Here is a 17,665-nt window from a genome sequence, read left to right as displayed (position 1 = left end):
GTGTCCTCGCGAAGAAATGAAGCGGGCGAACGTGCGGAAGGGCTGTTCCGCACGTGGGGGCGAGCGTCTGGCTCAGACAGGCACGATCATGTGCGAGTCGGCGAGAGTGCTCAGCGCGCGGGCATATTGGGGAGCCGCGTCATCTTCGATGCCTTGCGCACGTAGTGCGGACCGGACATCAGGATGGTCTGGCAACGCCTTGACCACCGCAACGATGGTCGTGTTCTTCAGGAACGACAGCTTGCGTGTTCCGAAGTGGTAGAGCAACGCCCCGAAAGGTTCGGGGCGAAGCGCTACCTGCGGGTGGAGTTTCCACCCCGCATCGAGATCCAAAGCAGACACGGTCAGTACACGCCGCACATGCCGTCGATGGAAACTTCCTCCACGAGGGACTCCTCGACGAGGTCGTTCTCGAGCGCCTTGTTGTCACGATCTGACATGGATTCCTCCTGCGGTCGCACTCCGTCTGGAAGTCTGTAGATCAGACTTCCAACCTGGGAGTTGGTGGTCACTAGTGGGACTTCACTGTGACTCGGTTCACCACTGTAATGGCATCGAGTGCAGAATGACACACATGGAGCGAAAAAAGTATGCGTAGCCGCAAGAAACCGTCCGCTCGGATAGGTCGTCGCCCCTCCACAACGAAGGAGGGAATCAGCACGATCGGGATCGAACTGTTCTCGACAGTCGGCTTCAACGAGGTGAGCGTCGACCAGATAGCCGACGCCGCCGGCATCGCGCGTCGGACCTTCTTTCGCTACTTCCCGTCCAAGAACGCCGTCCCCTGGGGAGACTTCGACGGACATCTCGACGAGATGCGCGAGCACCTGGATTCACTGCCCGCTGATATTCCGTTGGTCGACGCACTCGAATCCGCATTGTTGACGTTCAACACCTTCCCACCGGAAGAGACTGCGGTACATCGCAAACGGATGGAATTGATCCTCGAAGTTCCGACGCTTCAGGCATACTCTGTGGTGATGTACGAAGGTTGGCGGCAGGTGGTCGCCGACTACGTCGCACGCCGAATGAATCTCGAGCCGACCGATCACGGCCCACGCACGGTCGGCTATCTTCTGCTCGGGGTCGCGATGTCGGCGTACGAGCAGTGGCTCACCGACGATTCACTCGAGCTACCGGAACTCTTGAAAACAGGTACGCAGTCCCTGCGGACCGGTATCAGCACCTGAGAAAGCATCACCACCTGAGAAAGGCGATCATGTCCACCATCACGAACGAACCCGTCCTGGATTCCCTGGCGCCGTCGACGCCGGGCTTGTGGTCGTTCGGGCATGTCACCGTCGAACGCGTCGAGTCCGGTCCGATCTCGCTCGATCGCCGAGGCGGTCGCCTCCACGTCAAGCACTCCCTCACTCCCGCCGATCTGAGTGAGCGACTCGTCGCCGGAGTCACCTCGTCGATCCAGGACGCGGAGTTCGGTCAGGACGAATTCGAGTTGACGATGGTCGGCCTGGTTCGCTCCACCGTGGACGGCGCTCTCGAATCCTGGACCACCTACTACCGGAACTCACTTGCCGAACTACTGGACGGCACTGCAGATTTCGCGCCGATTCACGACAAAGCCGAAGAGCTGGTCCGCGGTTCCGTGCTCGATCTGGGTTCCTGCTTCGGTTTCCTGCCCCTGCGGCTCGCGCGCGCCGGAATGGACGTGACCGCCACGGACATCCTGCCCGGAACGATGATCCTGCTCGACGCGGTTGCCCCCGAACTCGGCATCACGATCGACACGGTGATCTGCGACGCGGGTGAAGTACCGGCACCGGACAACAGCGCCGACACCGTCACCGCGATTCATCTCCTCGAACACGTCGACGACGCAGTCGGCGAGGCCGTGATCGCGCAAGCACTCCGGATCGCGCGTCAACGGGTCGTCATTGCCGTCCCCTTCGAAGACGAAGCCACCGCGTGCCACGGCCACATCCGCACTTTCGATCTCGAGTCACTGCGTGCGGTCGGCCGGCAGAGCCGTGTGCCGTTCGAGGTATTCGAGCATCACGGCGGCTGGTTGGTGCTGGACGCTTCGGCCGCCTGAAAAGAACTACCCTTCTTTCAGCGTATGGGCGACAAGCGCATTCGCGTGCCCATGACCCATACCGTGCTCCGACTTCAACCAGTTGACCAATTCCATGTGCTTCGTGAGGTCTGAGCTTCTGATCAGCTCTTGCCATTCACCGATCGGCCGACCGTACTTCTTCTCGATCGACGGAAAATACGACGCCGGGCCTTTCACGGGTTCAGTCATGACCGGAATCTACCTCCACCGCCCGACAATATTCGCGCACCGGCGGCGCCCGCATGTCCGCACCTGCGGAATCGCTGGGTAGATACGCGACCATCGCATTATGGTCGAAGAACACCCACCCGAGAGCACAGGAGTTCAGCGATGCGACTGTCCACACGAAATCAACTCACCGGCACCATCACCGAGGTCAACCTCGGCACCGTCATGGCGACGGTCAAGGTGAAGTTGGACGGCGGGAATCAGATTGTGACCTCGTCGATCACCCGCGATGCCGCACTGGATCTCGATCTTGAACCAGGCCAAGCCGCAACGGTATTCGTGAAGTCCACCGAGGTGACGATCGGCGTCGAGTAACTGGCGAGCGATGTGATCAGGGCCGGGTGAGATGCGTGGTCATCGTGTAGTCCTTGCTCGGCCCCGTCACGGTCCAGACGACAGTCCAGGTCGATCGATCTCCGGCAGTGACGTCGATTCGCCCGCGGTAGGTATCCGCACCGCACAGGTGCTCGACTTCCTCCCCCGGCGCCCAGTCGTGGAACTCTCTGCCGTCTTCGAATGTCACGGCCCACTCGAGGCCGCGCTCGGCAATGAACAGAGTTCGGAACACGGGTAATTCCAGGTCGCCGTCACGCAGCGTGCCGCTCTCGTACCAGCGCATCCGACTGTCACCGGCGTCGGAGATAGTGGTCTCGCCGAATACATGCTTGGTGGAACCGGAAAGGCGGTCGACGATGTCCCGCTCGAAGTGCCACTTTCCTACCAGCGCCCTCGGCTCGATTTTCGCGTCGTCGACCATGTGGCGATTCTAGTGACCCTGCATTGCCCGACGACACCGGAGACCGACTCGAACACACTGCGAGAGTATGTTCCGAGTACACCCGGAACACGCAGGAGATTTTCACAACCATGAACGATTCGGCCGCCCTTCACAAACGCGCAGTGTTCGCCGAGGATCTCGAGATCGGCCAAGTGATCCCATTGGGTTCGTATTCGGTGACCGAAGAGGAAATCGTCGAGTTCGCAACTCAGTGGGATCCCCAGTGGTTTCACGTCGACAAGGAAGCCGCCGAGTCCGGCGTCTTCGGCGGGTTGATCGCCAGCGGGCTGCACACCCTGTCGATCTGCCAGAAGTTGGTGGTCGCCAGTCTCTACGACCAGTGGAACGTGATCGCCGGGAAAACCATGCGCGACGTGAGCTTCCTCCGTCCGCTTCGCCCCGGTGACACCCTGAGCGGAAAGGTCACCGTCGACAACGTCGTGTTCGACAATCGCGCGCGAGGATTGGTGACCATCACAGCGAAATTGGTCGATGCACACGGCAATCGCGTTCTCGACGTGGTCACTGACGCGTACCTGCACTGCCGCTCGACTCGCGCGCAGTGAATTATCGGTAAATTTCGCACCGCATTGTCCGAATTGCCGTACTTTCAGTGACGTTGCGACGCAACAATACCCATCCCTGCAATCAGGAGTTCCTCACACATGAGCAGCCTCGGCGAGATCAATCCTCTCGGCATTCTTCAGATCCTCATCTACATGCTCTTCGGTGGGTCGTCCAGCACTCCCGAATAGACCCTAGCTTGCCATAGCCATAGTCAGCATCTAGGGTGCTGACTATGGCAATTACTAGTCAGGCATCAGTGGCGGCCGCGCCGTCGACCGACGCAGCGCGTCATCACACCGAATTCGACTCCAGTTGGCGGAGTTTCGACGGCATCCAGGGCGGACTCGCAATTGCACGGATGCTGCGAGTGGCGGCCGACGCGTCCGGAGCCGAACCGCTGGCAGTCACGGCGCACCTGGACCGCCCCGTTCCTCCTGGGCCGGCCGGGTTGACTGTCGGCGAGATGCGGGGCGGGCGGACCGTCAGTTGCCACGTCACGCTGACCGGTTCGGGATCCGCTCTCGTTCGGTTGGCCCGCGACATAGGAGCTACAACAATGTCCGCCCCTGTCGCCGAACCGGCTCCGGCCGACCCGTCAACCCTGCCGCCGCTGGAGATCCCGGTGGATTTTGTGCCGTTCGCCCAGCACCTCGACATCCGGCCGATCAATTCCGCGAGGCCGTTCGCCGGTGGCGACTCCCCTGAATTCGACGTTTGGATCCGCCTGCTCACAGACCTCGATTTCACGGCCCAAGAGCGCGCCGCGGTCCTTCTCGACGCGCTTCCGCCCGGACTGTTCGCGACACTGACGATGCCCGTGGCCATACCGACCATCGAGTTCACCGCGCATTTCACCCCGGAGCACCTCACGGCAGATCCCCGAACGCTGTCACCGTGGTATCGCCTACGCCACGGGACTGCCTGGGCGACGGACACTCTCTGTGTTGACGAATCCGAACTATTCGACTCGACCGGACGACTTGCTGCTCGGGCTCGCCAGCTTCGTCGAATTCTGAGTTGAGTTTCAGCTCTCCTACACCTGGAGGTCGCGACGACGGAACGCAACAAGCGATGCTGTCGAAAGCACCACTGCCACAACGATCATTGCCAGCAGTGGCAGAACTGTCACCGGCTCGGCAGGGGCACCCGGCACGTGAGTGTAGGGCGACAGATCCAGCACTACCTGCGGAAGCTTCAGCAACGTGCCGAGTTGCCCGAGCACGATGCATGCCGCCAAGATTCCCCAGGAGAGCGCCGACGCGTACGTCGGAAACAGTCCGAAAGCCAACGACACCAACCCCACGACTACGAGCACCGCAGGCAGATAGGCCAACGCGGCGCCAGTCATGCGAAGTGTGTTGCCGCCGATGTCGTCCGTGACGAGCCCGAAGGCAAATCCGGTGAAGGCACCCATCAAGACGTGCGCGAGGATCACGCCGCCCACAACCACACCCAGGTGGGAAAGCATCCACCTCCACCGCGACAAAGACGTTGCCAGCAACGGTTCGAGCCGTCCCGAAGTTTCCTCGCCCCGCATCCGGAGAAGACTCTGGACCGAATACGCCGCGATGACTATCGACGTGAGCCCCAGAGCAGTGGCCAAGTAGGAATCCACCAGATCCGATCCGCCGCCGCCAAGTTTCTCGAACATCTCCGCGGTCTGCTGCGACGATCCCACCATCGCGTCGATCTCGTTGCCCACAGCGCCGTACGCGAACCCGAGTATGACAACGGCAAAGATCCACCAGAACATCGTCATTCGCTGCATGCGCCACGCCAGGCCCCAAGCCGACGGTAGCCACGATGCCGCGACTGGCGGGCCGGGTCGGGGCTGAACGAGTCCCGCTCCCTGATCGCGATGGCCGATGAGAACAAAAGCCACCACCACGTGCACAGCCGCGAATCCGATCAGCAACAACAGGATCCACCAGGCGTCGTCGTCGAAGGGCCGGATCTGTTGTGCCCATCCGATCGGCGAGAGCCACGACAACCAGCCACTGACCACGCGAGTTCCGTCGTCGACGACCGTACTGTTCACGTCGCCGATCGCGCGCAGCATGAACGCAACGCCGATCGCGGCACCCGCCAGGCCGTTGGCCGTACGAGCACCGTCGGTGATCTGCGCCGTCACGGCTGCCACTCCGGCAAACGCGATTCCGGTCCCACCTATCGAGGCGCCCAACGCGAACGAACCGACGACAGGCAAACCGACGGCGATCGATCCCAGTGCAATTCCCAGTGCAAGAACGACGTTCGCACCGACCGTTACGATCAATGCGGAGGTCAGGAGCGCTCGTCGACCTACCACCGCTGCACCGATCATCTCGGCTCGGCCGGTCTCCTCGTTCTGTCGCGTATGGCGAACCACCGCTAGGGTGCTCATCAATGCGGCCACCAACGCGAACACGAGCACCGACTGACTGGCGACTATCGCGCCCTGCGAATCACCGGACACGATCCCGTTGGTCGCCAGCGCGACCGGCGATACCGCGGAACTGACTGCGATGTTTCGTAATTCCTCGGGTGTCGAGTACAGCCCGGTCACACTGGCGACAACCAGCAGCATGAACAAGACGATGGAGATAACCCACACGGAGAGCTGAATTCGGTCCCGCCGCAAAGCCAGCCGAACCAGTCGGCGTGTGCCGGTGAATTGACTTGCCGAGGCCGGTACCGGTGGAGCGGCCTCGACAACAACGGTCACGGCCGTACTCCGGTCTCGGCTCGCAGGTGTACCGAAGTCTCCCTAGCCCGTTCGTCACCGTAATGCCGCAAGAAAAGTTCTTCGAGAGTCGGCGGAGTGGAAGTGAGCGCCACGATTCCGAATCCGACCAAGTACGTCATGAGTGGTCCGAGTTGCGCGCTGTCGACTTCGCAGGTGACGTGGTTACCGTCGATCACCGCGTCGTGGACACCGCCGAGTCCGTCGAGTCCACCGATCGGACGCTGCGTCTCCGCCGCGACGGACGTGCGCGTGAGATGCCTGAGTTCGGACAGTGTTCCCTCTTCCACCGTTCGCCCGTCGCGGATGATGCTCACGCGATCGCACAGCGCTTCGACCTCGGCGAGGATATGGCTCGACAGCAGTACCGTCTTTCCGGCGTGAGCCACCTCCTCGACGCAGTCCTGGAATACCGCCTCCATCAACGGGTCGAGCCCCGATGTGGGTTCGTCGAGGACGTAAAGGTCGACGTCGGACGAGAACGCGGCCACGAGTGCAACCTTCTGCCGGTTACCTTTCGAGTACGTACGCGCCTTCTTGGTCGGGTCCAATTCGAAGCGATCGAGCAACTCGCTGCGGCGTTTTCGGTCCAAGCCACCGCGCAGGCCCGCCAACAGATCGATAGCCTCACCGCCGGTGAGGTTGGGCCACAGATTCACGTCGCCAGGCACATAGGCGAGACGTCGATGCAAAGTAACAGCGTCTCGCCACGGATCGCCGCCGAGAACGGTTGCGTCTCCGGAGTCCGAGCGGAGCAGGCCGAGGAGCACCCGAATAGTGGTGGACTTTCCGGAACCGTTCGGCCCCAGGAATCCGTGCACTTCACCCGTCGAGACGTCGAGGTCGAGGCCGTCCAGCGCGCGGGTGGTACCGAAGGTCTTGACGAGGCTTTTCACTGAAATTGCCGCACCCATGAATTTGACCGTACGCCGATTTCACAAATGTGTGAAGATAGAAAAGACGGAAAGATCGAAGGGTTCCGATGACCGACACCAGCCACACCGTTGCACCGGACGAGAGCCGACACTATGTCGAGCGACTCTCACTCGTACTGAGCGACATGGGTTTTCCGCCGATGCCCGCCCGCGTCTGGGCCGCGTTGATGACCAGCGAGACACCCTCGTCCACGCCAGGAGATCTCGGATCTCGGTTGGGAGTGAGCCCCGCCGCCATTTCCGGAGCCGTCAGATACCTCCAGCAAGTCGGATTGATCGAGCGTGTGGCCGTCCCCGGATCGCGGCGTCAGCACTACTGCGTCAGCGTCGACATGTGGGCCGACGCGTTTGTCACGAAACAGTCCTCGCTCTACCAGGTCTCGGCAGTTGCGGACGAGGGCATACGAGTCCTCGGTGAAGGAACAACCGCCGGCGATCGTATGGCAGATCTGCGCGACTTCTTCGACTTCATGGCCGCGGAAATGCCGCGAATGCTCGCGGACTGGCGCTCCCGGCGAAAAGACCGGACACCTGGCAGGTAACTTCAGGTTTACCCGCAATTTCGGCTGGGTACCTCAATTCTCGTTCCAGCATGGTCAGGTGCGGTGTAATCGAGGAGTTGCTGATGAAGCTGTCGATCAGGGGCGCGAACACTTCACCGACTCCACCCTTCGCGCGTACCACTTCACCCGAAACCTGTGAACGATCGATTTCCCTGAATCGCACCGCCGCCGAGGCATTCGCCGGTGATCACCATGCACTGTCGAAACTACTGGCCCGGTTGCACCCTCGCGTCGTTCTCTACTATCGCGCCAGACTCCTCGGGACGCCCGTCGCGACATTCGCCGACGATCTCGCCCACCAATGCACCCTGGACGTCGTCACACGAATGTCCGACACGATCTCGGCCGACACACGCATCGAGACCTTCGCGTACGAGTTGGCCTCTCGACGAATTGCGTCAATTCCCCAGTCACGCAACATCGACGGACAATTCAAACGCCCGCGTCGCCTGACCGACGACCAACGTGAGGTTCTGGTACTACGAATCGCAGTGGGTCTGACTGCCGAGATGACCGCGTCGACTCTGCGCACAACTCGTTCGAGCGTGCTCCTCCTACAGCATCAAGCGCTGCGCGCCTGGACGGTCTCCGAGCAGAGCTAGATCAGACCTTGCTTACTCGCGGCATAGACGGCCTCTGCTCGACGGCTCACCTCGAGTTTGCGCATGATGTTGCTGACGTGAAACTTGACGGTGGTCGGTGAGATGAACAATCTCTCACCGATCTTGATGTTGGACAAGCCGTTTGCGAGGAGTCTGAGCACTTCGAGTTCGCGATCGGTCAATCGTTCTTTCGACGACGACTGCCCGTTGAGCGATCGCACGACAGCTGACGCGCTGCGCGAATCGAACGCACTCTCACCCCGCGAGACCGCCCTGATCGCACGCACCAATTCGGTGGTGTCGACGTCTTTGACGACATAGCCGCGAGCACCCGCGTGCACCGCTCGCACCACCAGTTGATCGTCGAGAAACGTGGTGAGAACCAACAGTCCGAGGCCGGGATGCGCCGAGGACAGCTGGCCACACAGGGTCAGTCCCTCGTAGTCCGAACTGGCGGAGAGTTTGAGATCCATCAGGACGATGTCCGGGCCGACCTTGTCGACCACGGCGAGTGCCTCGGCGAGGGACGACGCCTCCCCCACGATCTCGAGATCGCTTTCGCGCTCGAGAACCGAGCGGAGCCCTTGCCGCAGAATTGCATGGTCGTCGACCAGGACGATTCGAACCAATCCCAGAACCGGCGATGCTCCGCGGGTGATGACGGGACGCGCAGTAGTCATGATTCCTCGCTCTCGATTTCAGTGGTGGAGCAAAGGTTTTCCATGCCCGAGTCGAACGGCAGTGGTAGTCGCACGAGAATCTGAATCCCACCGATCCGCGCGCGCCGTACTTCGAGCGCACCACCCAACTCGAGTGTTCGCGCCTGCATGTTCGCGAGACCGCGATGGCGGCCGTCGACGTCGTTGGTGGCTGCGAGTTTGAGGATCAGACGCATTCGCGCAGGGTCGCCGTCACCGTCGTCGGAGACCGACAGCAACACGGAGTCCGCCCGATAGGTCAGACGAAGCACCGCCCGATTCGCGTGAGCATGGACCGCTGCATTGAAGAGCGCTTCCCCCGCGATCCGGAGAAGAGCGTGTTCGGCATCGCCCGGAAGTTCGGTCGGGGTACCGCCGACGCGAACGCTCACCGCCAACTCGTCCGGCATGTGAACCACGCCGAGCTGCTCGAGCATCTCGGGCAACGACGTCCGGTCCGCGTCCGACGAATGATTGAGCGCGTAGATCGCCGAACGAAGCTGCTCGACCGCCCTCCTGGTCAAATCCTTTGCCAAGTCCAGTCTTTCACTGCGTTCAGCCTCCGGGATGTCACTCCGGCAGACCTCGATCTGCATGCCGGCCGACAACACCGCCTGTGTCACACTGTCGTGCAGTTCGCGGGCGATCCGGTGACGTTCGTCGTCGACCACTTGGTGCCGGTGCGCCACTCCGAGTTGACGCTGAGTGGACTCCAATTCGCTGTTGCGCACCGCAAGGTCGGCTGCAGTACGATTGGCCTCCGCATACGCATCTTCGGCACGCTCGAGCAGTAGTTGTCCGCGCTGATAGAGCGCCGAATTCTGCAGAGCCACAGCAGTCTGGCTGGCCAGAATGCTGAGCACGGCTCCGTCCGTCGTGTCGAGGGTTCGGTTGGCCGGCGTCCAGGCCGCAAAGGCACCTACCACGCCGCCACCGAGCACGATCGGCACAAACGCGTAGTGCGCGTCGATCACCGAGTTGGATTCGATTCTTCCGTACCGGATGTCGTCGAGGCATTCGACGACATCCTCCGGAAGTGGCGGCCCCTCGACGTTGTCGACCAGAAAAGGGGTGGCGTCCGGGCCGAGAACCAGTCGCCGTGGTCCGGCGTCGGGCAAAGTTCCGTCAGCCAAGGCGAAGACTATCCAGTTGGCACTCAGATGCGCACGGGCAGCTTCCGCGACCGCGCAGACGAGGGTTTCCGGCCCCTCGACGGTGCGCACCAAAGCCCGCGAGATCAACTCCAAGGCATGCACGACGCGTTCGAGGCGCTCGGCCGCACCGCGATACTGCGGGTAGAACGAACTCTTACCCGATCGTAATCCGGTGAGCCGGGACAGGTCCGCGGTCATCGCCTGCACCAATTCACAGCGGCCCTCTTCACAGCGTCCATCTTCACAGCGTCCATCTTCACAAGGCACCTCGGAACAACGCCACCATCTGTTCCTGCGTCGCTTCCCTGGGATTGGTGGACATGCAGGCGTCGAGTAACGCGAAGCTGGCAAGTCGACTGAGGTCTTCCTCTCGAACACCCAACTCCCCCAGCCCCTTCGGCACACCGACCTCCCGGGCGAGACGTTCGACACGGTCGGCCACCGCCAGCGCTGCTTCCTCCGGGGTGCCGCGCTGCTCGGGAAGACTCAGTGCCGCAGCGATGGCGACAAAGGGGGCGGCGTCCGTGGTGGAATTGAACCGGATGACGTGGGGCAAGAGAATTCCGTTGATGACGCCGTGCGGAAGGTCGAGCATGCCGCCCACCTGATGGCTCATGGCGTGCGCGGCTCCGAGTATCGCGTTGGTGAACGCCAACCCGGCCTCGAGGCTCGCCTGCGCCATCACCGATCGAGCTTCCATCTCCATCGGGTCCTGGATCGTGTGCACCAGATTCTCGGTCACGAGGCCGACAGCGCGGAGCGCGTGATGATCGGTCAACGGATTGTGCGCCAGTGAGACGAAGGCTTCGATTCCGTGCGTCAGTGCGTCCAATCCTGTTGCCGCATTGAGCCACTCGGGCATCGTCGTGAGCAACCGCGGATCGATGACCGTCACATCTGGAACCAGCGCCCGGCCGATGATGGTGATCTTGGTGCCGCGGGTCGTGTCCGTGACGATGCAGAACTGCGACACGTCCGCGCCCGTGCCGGACGTGGTGGGAACCATCACCAACGGCGGGATCGGTTTGGTCGCCTGATCTACCCCCTCGTAGTCGAGTATGTTGCCACCGTTGGCAGCGAGGACGGCTACACCTTTAGCCGCGTCGATGACCGAACCGCCGCCGAGCGCGATGATGACGTCACACTCGCCTTCCTGGTACACCTCGAAACCGGCCGCGATCTCGAAGTCCTTGGGATTGGGCGTCAGCCCTGACCACACCGTCGCCGTCAATCCCTGCTCCGTGAGATGGTCTTCGAGTTCGCTGACCCACCCCGCGTCGATCAGACCGGGATCGGTGACCAGGAATGGCCGGAACCCGCCGAACCTCAGAGTCGCGTGTGCTGCCTCGACCAGGGAACCGATACCGAAGACGATCTCGGGGGCGTGAAATTTGACCAGTCGAGCAGCAGTGCCGCGGCGATGAACACCGTGGTTCACAGCATCCGGGTATGCCACGGACACGACCCCACTCTCCTCTCGCTGCTCTGAGATCTCCGGTCGGGATTTCGCATCCGTCGCTCTCAGCGCATCAACTCCCACGTGCACAAACTGGTGTGATCCACCTTACAATCGCTGGCCCCGAGCCTACGCGGACAGCAGTCGGGGCACACCCACCGAAGGAGAGGCGCTTACCTACCCGTTCGGGCAGGTAAGGCGTCTCGGGAAAATGAATGGCGCGGCGAGAAGGTCCCGCTGTACTTTCGGTTGCGGCCAGAGTGGCCCGTAGAACCGATTCAGAAGGTGTTTATGACCCAGCCCGCGCCGAGCGCGCCTCTCGCCCCTGCACTGCCGGCAACCTCGAGGGTCACATGCTGATCCTCGAAACGTCGGACTGACAGCCGCGAGGCCCCCTCGGCCTGCTCCTACTGCTTTGTTCACTCAGCTAGGAGTTCTCCAGTGCCTCAATCACACAATTCCATCTCGAAAACCGACACCTTCTCGTGCATTCAGTGCGGACTCACAGTCATGACGTACGGCCCCGATGGTGATCGCCGAAACCACTGCCCCAGTTGCCTGCATTCCCGACACCTGTTCGACCAGGTGGAAGGTGGACCGTCGGACTGCGGAATGCGGATGGCTCCCATTTCGATCGCAGTACTGCGCAGTGGCGATTGGATGATCATCCACCGCTGCGCACAGTGCCTCGAGCTCACCTCCAACCCCGTCAGCCGAGACGACAACCAGTTGTTGTTGATGAGAATGGCAGTGCGGCCGCTCGCGCAACCGCCCTTCCCGCTCGAAGCCTTCGGCGACTTGTGAGGGTGAATCAGATGCCACGTAGGAATCCCAGCACCCGCCCGCGGCGGGCACCGCAACGGGCCAAGCACGTACTGCACGGAATCGGCGGAGAACAAGGATCGAGCTTCCGTTGTCTCACATGCCGTTTGGACATCTCCACTGCGGCGCCGGGTACCGCTCATCGGAACCACTGCCCGAACTGTCTGGCCAGCCGCCACGTGGACGGTCGCGTTCCGGGCGACCGAGCACAACAGTGCCGAGGTGCCATGGCGGCGCTCTGCCTGTCGGTCCGGCAAGACGGTGAATGGATGCTCGTTCACCAGTGTGTCGAGTGCAATACGTTGAAAGTCAACAGGATTGCCGGCGACGACAACGTCTTGGTCCTGCTGCGCTTGGCGCTACGTCCGTTGGCAGACCCTCGCCTGCGCTCGCGCGCGTTGCTAGCGCTCTGATGATTCGTCCGGTGTACTCGCGCGGCTCTGCGCACGATTACACCGGACGAAGACCACGAACACGTTCCCGGCGAGCAAGCCCACCTCCGTCGGTCCGAGGACCAGTCCCGAGTACAGCCACGGGGCAGGTTCTGCCGGAAAGAGGTCCATGAATATGGGTCCGGTGTATGTCGGTTCGGAAAACGGCTCCCGATAGGATCCTCCGGTGAGAATGTGCGGTGACGCCAACGACTTCCACCACCACTGAAACACGCCGAGCGCCACAACCCCACACACGGCGCCGAGCACTGTCAGCGCCGCGATCGGTCGCCAGATCGATCCCCTGATTTCGGACACGAGATCAAACTAGTTCACGACAGATCGCGCAGTGACATCGGTGAAGTGCACTGACATCAGCGAAGTGCGTGCCCCAGCTCGGCGGCCTTTGCCATCAGTTGCGCGGCATCTCGGGCAACAACAACCTCGTCGCAGATCTCCGAATACTCCGGCATCGCGCACGATGCCTGGTTCCAGTAACGCTGTGGTTCAGGCGTGATCCAGGCCAGACGGTGGACCTTTCGGCGGAGTTCCTCGAGCTTGTCCACCTGCGGGGGCAACCCGTTGCACCGACCGTCGCCCACGATGATGACAGACGTCCGTGAGTTCAAGGTGTTTCCGTGCTCGTCCAACAATTCTGTGAGCACCCGCCCGTAATCGCTGCTGGCTTCCAGATCCAGACCCGGGTGCGCGAGTACCGCGGCCAGTGCGCCGTCACCACTACTGGCGAGAAGGGTGTCGGTCACGTCGACCGGACGATCGACGAAGGCGAGGACTTCACAACGATCTGCTCGGCGATGCATTGCCTGAGCCAAGCGCAGAGTGAACGCGGTGATGGGGCGCACGGACAGCGACACGTCGGCGATGAGAAGTAGTCGAACACGATCGGGGCGAGGAGCTTTCACGACGAGATGGAAGGGTATCCCGTCGGTGCGCAGGCTCGAACGCACCGTGCGCCGCATGTCGAGATGCCCACGAGAGCGCTCACGGGGCCGAGGTCTGGACGGTCCTCTCATCCGCCGAAGCACTTCGTGGCACGCGAGTTCGATGTCGTTGTGCGTTGCGCCCGCGGCAGATTCACTGTCGGGCGCATCGGGAGCGGTTTCGGCGAGTGCAGCTGCCGAGAGTGCTTGCACGAACGCTTCGACCGCCTCGACGAGCCGGTTCAATTGTGCTTGCGTCAACGGCCCGTCGTCGGAGACATCTGCATACGCTTTGCTCGGGTCGTAGGCATCCAACCAGGCGAGGATCGACGTCGGATCGTCCCAGGACAGCGAGCCGACCACTGCTGCAGCAACACTGGTGCTCAGGTCACCGACCACCGCCGATGCTGCACGGTCCACGTCGACCGTGTAACTGACTCCGCGTCGACCGGTCTCCGAACCGGTATCGACCGACAGTTCGGCATCGCTCGACGTCATCGACACATCGTCGTCGTCCTTGTGCGGGTTGAAGCCCTTCTCCGCTTCCGGAGTGTCGAAGTAGTCGCCGACCTCGGCTGCACGCTCGTTGTACTCGGCGTACCGACCAACTTCTTGATCCTCGTCGATCCCCAGCGCGGTGGGCAGACCGTCCGCCACCTCGGCGCGCGACCCCATCCGCTCGCCGTGCGCTTTGCCTGCGGCCGGCCGGAACAGCGCGTCGAACACCCGATCGAAACCGGCCTGCTCGTGAGAGTACTTGGCGCACACTGCCCGAAGACATGCTCGCAACGTCTCACGATCCGAAGCGCCGACCATCGCGAGAACACGCCGAACCTCGATGACCTCGGCCGGTGACGCGGAAACTCCGGCCGCCCTCAGCAATCGGCCGAAACTCGCGGACACCACGTCGAGAACAAACGACGGTTGCCACACGGCAAGGCCACCGAGCGTCGTCATCGCGTCGAACGGATTCCGCTGCCGCCGCGGATTCCCTGTTGATGAGGGTCACGTCCACCCGTGCCCCGGAACACGGCCGTCGTCGTGTTGGCGGGTTTGCTTGCCACCGTGTCCCGCTCGATCGGCTCGCCACCGTCACGCGACGATGATTCGAAACGCTTTCCGTCGAATCGTTCCTTGGCCAGCGTCACATCGGACGAGTACTTGAGCAACGCCGTGAGCAGGATGTCGCGCACTTTGGCGTCGGAAGCGGTGTCGAATCCGCCGGCCGCGAGCACTGTTGCCGCTCTGGCCGCGTCGATGACCTCCGAGATGGACGGGCTCTTGCGCAGCGGGAGATCACGCAAGATGCGAGCCAATTCGACAACCTCGGTGGCCGTAGCCGAATCCACCTCCGGCGCTCGGGCCGTGACGATCTCGCGTTCACGCTCCGATGTCGGATAGCCGAGATGGTAATGCAGACAACGACGCTTGAGTGCGGGTGAGAGCTCGCGGGTGTCGTTGGACGTCAGGATGACCCAGGGCTGCGAGCGGGCAACGAACGTACCGACCTCGGGAATGGTGATCTGCTGTTCGGCGAGAATTTCGAGGAGCAGTGCTTCCATCGATTCCTCGGTGCGGTCTACCTCGTCGACCAGAAGCACTACCGGATCGGGTGAGAGGATTGCTTCGAGCAGCGGTCGTACGGACAGGAAGTTCTCGGAGTACAAACCGAAATCCTGATCGGCCAGAAACTTGGACGCTTCGGCGACGCTGTCGAATTCGGAAACCTGATCGCTGATCCGGTCGCGGAGCATCTGCACGTGCAGGAGTTGCTTCGCGTAGTCCCATTCGTACAGGGCGCGATTGTCGTCCAGCCCTTCGTAGCACTGCAATCGCACCAGTTTGCGGCCCCCGATCGCAGCCAGAGACTTCGCCAGTTCCGTCTTGCCGACACCGGCCGGACCTTCGAGCAGGAGCGGACGCCCCAACGCCGTCGCCAGATGAACGACTACCGCGAACTCGTCATCGGCAATGTAGTCCTGCTCTCGCAGAGCATCTTTCACTTCGATTCCGCTGGAGAAACTGCGACCGGACATGGAATACCTTTCGATAGGGGCACAGCCCATGTGCGCCTTTTTGGTAGTGCGGGCTACCAAAAAGGCGCACGGGGCCGAAGGCCCTGCTAGAAGTACGACTTGTTGATCGCGTGATCGACAACCGGGATCATCGACTCCACGGTGACCTCACGGGGATTGCCCGGGGTGCACCAGTCGTCCTGAATGTGCTCGGAGATGGCGCGCACAGTCTTCTCGTCACCCTTGATGACATCACCACGGCCCTCGTACTTCTTGGTGTTCATCTGGTTCTTCGCGTACGAGTCGGTGCGAACCTGACCGAAGTTGTCGGGGATACCGACGTCCTTGGCCAGACGGATGGCAGCCTCGACGGCAGCATCTGCGGCCTGAACCGTGGTGAGGTTGCGAGTGTCGACACCGAGTGCGCCGGCCAACTGGGCGTAGCGCTCGTAGCGCGAAGGCAGGTTGTACTCCCACACACGCGGCAACGCGATGGCGTTGTTCAGACCGTGGTGGCTGTCGAAGAAGGCACTGACCGCGTGCGAGATCGAGTGAACGATGCCGAGGCCACCGGAGTTGAAGGCCTGCCCGGCAATGTACTGCGCGTTCATCATTCCCTCGCGGGCCTTGAGGTTGCGCGGCTCGAAGACGGCCTCGCGCAGGTTCTTCGCGACCAACTCGACCGAGTAGATCGCGTTACCGAGCGAAGGCGCGAAATCGAGACGAGACACGAAAGGCTCACTGCCGTGCGCGAGTACGTCGAAGCCGCAGTACGCGGTGAAATGCTGAGGGCAGGTGTAGTAGAGCAGCGGATCGTCGATCGCCAGGGTGACGATGGTCGCCTCGTCGAAGCCCACCCACTTGTGCGGGTTGTTCATGTCCGACGTGTCGGTGATGACGTACGCCCACGACGTCTCGGAACCCGTTCCGGCCGTGGTGGATACGGCGATATGGGGCGGGTTCTCCTTGTTGGTGGACTTGGCGAAGCCCTCGAACTCGTTGATGTTGCGACCGTCGTGTGCGATCACGACGCGAGCGCCCTTGGCGGCGTCGTGGCTCGAACCACCGCCGATCGAGATGATCGAGTCGCACTTCTCCTTCTGGTAGAGAGCCGCGGCCTCCATGACGTTGTAGTCCTTGGGATTCGACTCGACCTTGTCGTAGAGCACGACCTCGACACCCTGGTACTCGATCTTGCCGACGAGTTCCTCGATGATGCCCGAACCGCGCAGACCGGTCGTCATCAGAAGGGTGCGCTTGAAGCCGAGGTTCTTGGCCTCCACCCCGATGATGTCGTGAGCGCCCACACCCATCAGGGCGCGAGGGAAGGGGTGGAACTCCTTGATGGGAAAGTCCCAGATCTGGTTGAGCTCGATAGCCATCGGTATCTCCTCAGGGATGTGCACGAATGTGACTGCGGGAGGGATTCGAGCCGAATCTTTGTGACCGGCGTCTCACCTGGTTCCCACTGTGTACCGACAAACAGCCCGTGCACAGACTTCGGCAGCTCAACCGCCCGGACGCCGCTCACGAACCGCCCGTTCGGGCAGGTCGACGCCACCCCGGACTGCCAGGACGGCTGGATCAGACCGCCATGGTTCCCGCTGATCGGGAACGTGTTGCTCGGCGACTACGATCCCCAGTAGCTTTTCATCACTGCTAACATTGAACTAGAACAC

The 17,665-nt window shown here is 62.0% G+C and carries 22 protein-coding genes; 9 read left to right on the top strand and 13 right to left on the bottom strand.

Annotation, left to right across the window (positions count from 1 at the left end; genetic code table 11):
* Nucleotides 1-72: 72 nt before the first annotated feature.
* Nucleotides 73-360, bottom strand: a complete 288-nt coding sequence (gene mftB, locus RHP72_RS09160; RefSeq protein ID WP_007728309.1) for a mycofactocin biosynthesis chaperone MftB — start codon at nucleotides 358-360, stop codon at nucleotides 73-75.
* Entirely contained in the window at nucleotides 345-440 is a 96-nt protein-coding gene (gene mftA, locus RHP72_RS09155; RefSeq protein ID WP_063836238.1) for a mycofactocin precursor MftA, read from the bottom strand. The genes mftB and mftA overlap by 16 nt, the downstream gene beginning before the upstream one ends.
* A 150-nt stretch (nucleotides 441-590) precedes the next feature.
* On the opposite strand from mftA, the gene mftR reads away from it, so the two are divergent.
* Together mftR and mftM are read left to right on the top strand one after the other, a co-directional pair.
* Nucleotides 591-1,190: a mycofactocin system transcriptional regulator gene (gene mftR / locus RHP72_RS09150; protein ID WP_007728311.1), complete on the top strand. Its 600-nt coding sequence runs from the start codon at nucleotides 591-593 to the stop codon at nucleotides 1,188-1,190.
* 29 nt (nucleotides 1,191-1,219) lie between these two features.
* Entirely contained in the window at nucleotides 1,220-2,053 is an 834-nt protein-coding gene (mftM, locus tag RHP72_RS09145) for a mycofactocin oligosaccharide methyltransferase MftM (protein WP_042453167.1), read from the top strand.
* Nucleotides 2,054-2,059: 6 nt separating this feature from the next.
* Here the strand turns inward: mftM and RHP72_RS09140 are convergent, their stop codons facing one another.
* Complete coding sequence (locus RHP72_RS09140) at nucleotides 2,060-2,263, bottom strand: DUF4287 domain-containing protein (protein ID WP_007728313.1); 204 nt, start codon at nucleotides 2,261-2,263, stop codon at nucleotides 2,060-2,062.
* A gap of 141 nt (nucleotides 2,264-2,404) precedes the next feature.
* On the opposite strand from RHP72_RS09140, the gene RHP72_RS09135 reads away from it, so the two are divergent.
* Nucleotides 2,405-2,617: a molybdopterin-binding protein gene (locus RHP72_RS09135; RefSeq protein ID WP_003942061.1), complete on the top strand. Its 213-nt coding sequence runs from the start codon at nucleotides 2,405-2,407 to the stop codon at nucleotides 2,615-2,617.
* Nucleotides 2,618-2,633: 16 nt separating this feature from the next.
* On the opposite strand, the gene RHP72_RS09130 is transcribed toward RHP72_RS09135, so the two are convergent.
* On the bottom strand, nucleotides 2,634-3,059 hold the full coding sequence (locus RHP72_RS09130) for a DUF6314 family protein (protein ID WP_311094581.1): 426 nt from the start codon (nucleotides 3,057-3,059) through the stop codon (nucleotides 2,634-2,636).
* A gap of 110 nt (nucleotides 3,060-3,169) precedes the next feature.
* On the opposite strand from RHP72_RS09130, the gene RHP72_RS09125 reads away from it, so the two are divergent.
* Nucleotides 3,170-3,646 (top strand): MaoC/PaaZ C-terminal domain-containing protein, encoded by a 477-nt coding sequence (locus tag RHP72_RS09125; protein WP_003942052.1) that lies wholly within the window; start codon nucleotides 3,170-3,172, stop codon nucleotides 3,644-3,646.
* Nucleotides 3,647-3,879: 233 nt separating this feature from the next.
* The gene (locus RHP72_RS09120; RefSeq protein ID WP_311094580.1) at nucleotides 3,880-4,668 is read left to right on the top strand and encodes a thioesterase family protein; all 789 of its coding nucleotides are present in this window, start codon (nucleotides 3,880-3,882) and stop codon (nucleotides 4,666-4,668) included.
* Nucleotides 4,669-4,680: 12 nt separating this feature from the next.
* Here the strand turns inward: RHP72_RS09120 and RHP72_RS09115 are convergent, their stop codons facing one another.
* Both RHP72_RS09115 and RHP72_RS09110 read right to left on the bottom strand, forming a co-directional pair.
* Nucleotides 4,681-6,351: an ABC transporter permease gene (locus RHP72_RS09115; RefSeq protein WP_063314736.1), complete on the bottom strand. Its 1,671-nt coding sequence runs from the start codon at nucleotides 6,349-6,351 to the stop codon at nucleotides 4,681-4,683.
* The gene (locus RHP72_RS09110) at nucleotides 6,348-7,283 is read right to left on the bottom strand and encodes an ABC transporter ATP-binding protein (protein ID WP_003942009.1); all 936 of its coding nucleotides are present in this window, start codon (nucleotides 7,281-7,283) and stop codon (nucleotides 6,348-6,350) included. Before RHP72_RS09110 ends, RHP72_RS09115 begins: the two co-directional genes overlap by 4 nt.
* 68 nt (nucleotides 7,284-7,351) lie before the next feature.
* On the opposite strand from RHP72_RS09110, the gene RHP72_RS09105 reads away from it, so the two are divergent.
* Both RHP72_RS09105 and RHP72_RS09100 read left to right on the top strand, forming a co-directional pair.
* On the top strand, nucleotides 7,352-7,846 hold the full coding sequence (locus tag RHP72_RS09105; protein ID WP_007728322.1) for a GbsR/MarR family transcriptional regulator: 495 nt from the start codon (nucleotides 7,352-7,354) through the stop codon (nucleotides 7,844-7,846).
* An 83-nt stretch (nucleotides 7,847-7,929) separates the two neighbouring features.
* Nucleotides 7,930-8,469 carry a hypothetical protein gene (locus RHP72_RS09100; protein ID WP_064443509.1) on the top strand — a complete coding sequence of 180 codons (540 nt, stop codon included), beginning with the start codon at nucleotides 7,930-7,932 and terminating at the stop codon, nucleotides 8,467-8,469.
* Here RHP72_RS09100 and RHP72_RS09095 read toward each other — a convergent pair.
* The 3 genes from RHP72_RS09095 to RHP72_RS09085 are packed head-to-tail and all read right to left on the bottom strand — an operon-like array spanning nucleotide 8,466 to nucleotide 11,783.
* Nucleotides 8,466-9,149: a MadR family response regulator transcription factor gene (locus RHP72_RS09095; RefSeq protein WP_042453153.1), complete on the bottom strand. Its 684-nt coding sequence runs from the start codon at nucleotides 9,147-9,149 to the stop codon at nucleotides 8,466-8,468. The two genes, RHP72_RS09100 and RHP72_RS09095, sit on opposite strands and share 4 nt — an antisense overlap.
* Nucleotides 9,146-10,519 carry a MadS family sensor histidine kinase gene (locus RHP72_RS09090; protein WP_003941844.1) on the bottom strand — a complete coding sequence of 458 codons (1,374 nt, stop codon included), beginning with the start codon at nucleotides 10,517-10,519 and terminating at the stop codon, nucleotides 9,146-9,148. The genes RHP72_RS09095 and RHP72_RS09090 overlap by 4 nt, the downstream gene beginning before the upstream one ends.
* A gap of 58 nt (nucleotides 10,520-10,577) precedes the next feature.
* The gene (locus RHP72_RS09085) at nucleotides 10,578-11,783 is read right to left on the bottom strand and encodes an iron-containing alcohol dehydrogenase (RefSeq protein WP_003942060.1); all 1,206 of its coding nucleotides are present in this window, start codon (nucleotides 11,781-11,783) and stop codon (nucleotides 10,578-10,580) included.
* 435 nt (nucleotides 11,784-12,218) lie between these two features.
* Between RHP72_RS09085 and RHP72_RS09080 the strand changes: the two genes are divergently transcribed.
* Nucleotides 12,219-12,581: an RNHCP domain-containing protein gene (locus RHP72_RS09080; RefSeq protein WP_003941922.1), complete on the top strand. Its 363-nt coding sequence runs from the start codon at nucleotides 12,219-12,221 to the stop codon at nucleotides 12,579-12,581.
* Between the two features lie 11 nt (nucleotides 12,582-12,592).
* Nucleotides 12,593-13,012, top strand: a complete 420-nt coding sequence (locus RHP72_RS09075; protein ID WP_037129880.1) for an RNHCP domain-containing protein — start codon at nucleotides 12,593-12,595, stop codon at nucleotides 13,010-13,012.
* Here RHP72_RS09075 and RHP72_RS09070 read toward each other — a convergent pair.
* The 4 genes from RHP72_RS09070 to mdo all read right to left on the bottom strand — a co-directional run bounded on the left by RHP72_RS09070 (nucleotide 13,001) and on the right by mdo (nucleotide 17,368).
* Nucleotides 13,001-13,348: a hypothetical protein gene (locus tag RHP72_RS09070; RefSeq protein WP_311094579.1), complete on the bottom strand. Its 348-nt coding sequence runs from the start codon at nucleotides 13,346-13,348 to the stop codon at nucleotides 13,001-13,003. The two genes, RHP72_RS09075 and RHP72_RS09070, sit on opposite strands and share 12 nt — an antisense overlap.
* 56 nt (nucleotides 13,349-13,404) lie before the next feature.
* Nucleotides 13,405-14,928 (bottom strand): MadC family VWA domain-containing protein, encoded by a 1,524-nt coding sequence (locus RHP72_RS09065; RefSeq protein WP_311094578.1) that lies wholly within the window; start codon nucleotides 14,926-14,928, stop codon nucleotides 13,405-13,407.
* Nucleotides 14,925-16,007, bottom strand: coding sequence for a MadB family AAA-type ATPase (locus tag RHP72_RS09060; RefSeq protein ID WP_269614060.1), 1,083 nt, complete (start codon nucleotides 16,005-16,007; stop codon nucleotides 14,925-14,927). Before RHP72_RS09060 ends, RHP72_RS09065 begins: the two co-directional genes overlap by 4 nt.
* A gap of 86 nt (nucleotides 16,008-16,093) precedes the next feature.
* Entirely contained in the window at nucleotides 16,094-17,368 is a 1,275-nt protein-coding gene (gene mdo, locus RHP72_RS09055) for an NDMA-dependent methanol dehydrogenase (protein ID WP_003942095.1), read from the bottom strand.
* Nucleotides 17,369-17,665: the final 297 nt, after the last annotated feature.

The sequence above is a fragment of the Rhodococcus sp. SG20037 genome, assembly GCF_031763325.1.
Classification (GTDB): Bacteria; Actinomycetota; Actinomycetes; order Mycobacteriales; family Mycobacteriaceae; genus Rhodococcus_F; species Rhodococcus_F qingshengii.
The sequence above is the reverse complement of the archived record's forward strand: the minus strand, read 5'-3'. Positions and strand labels throughout refer to the sequence as shown.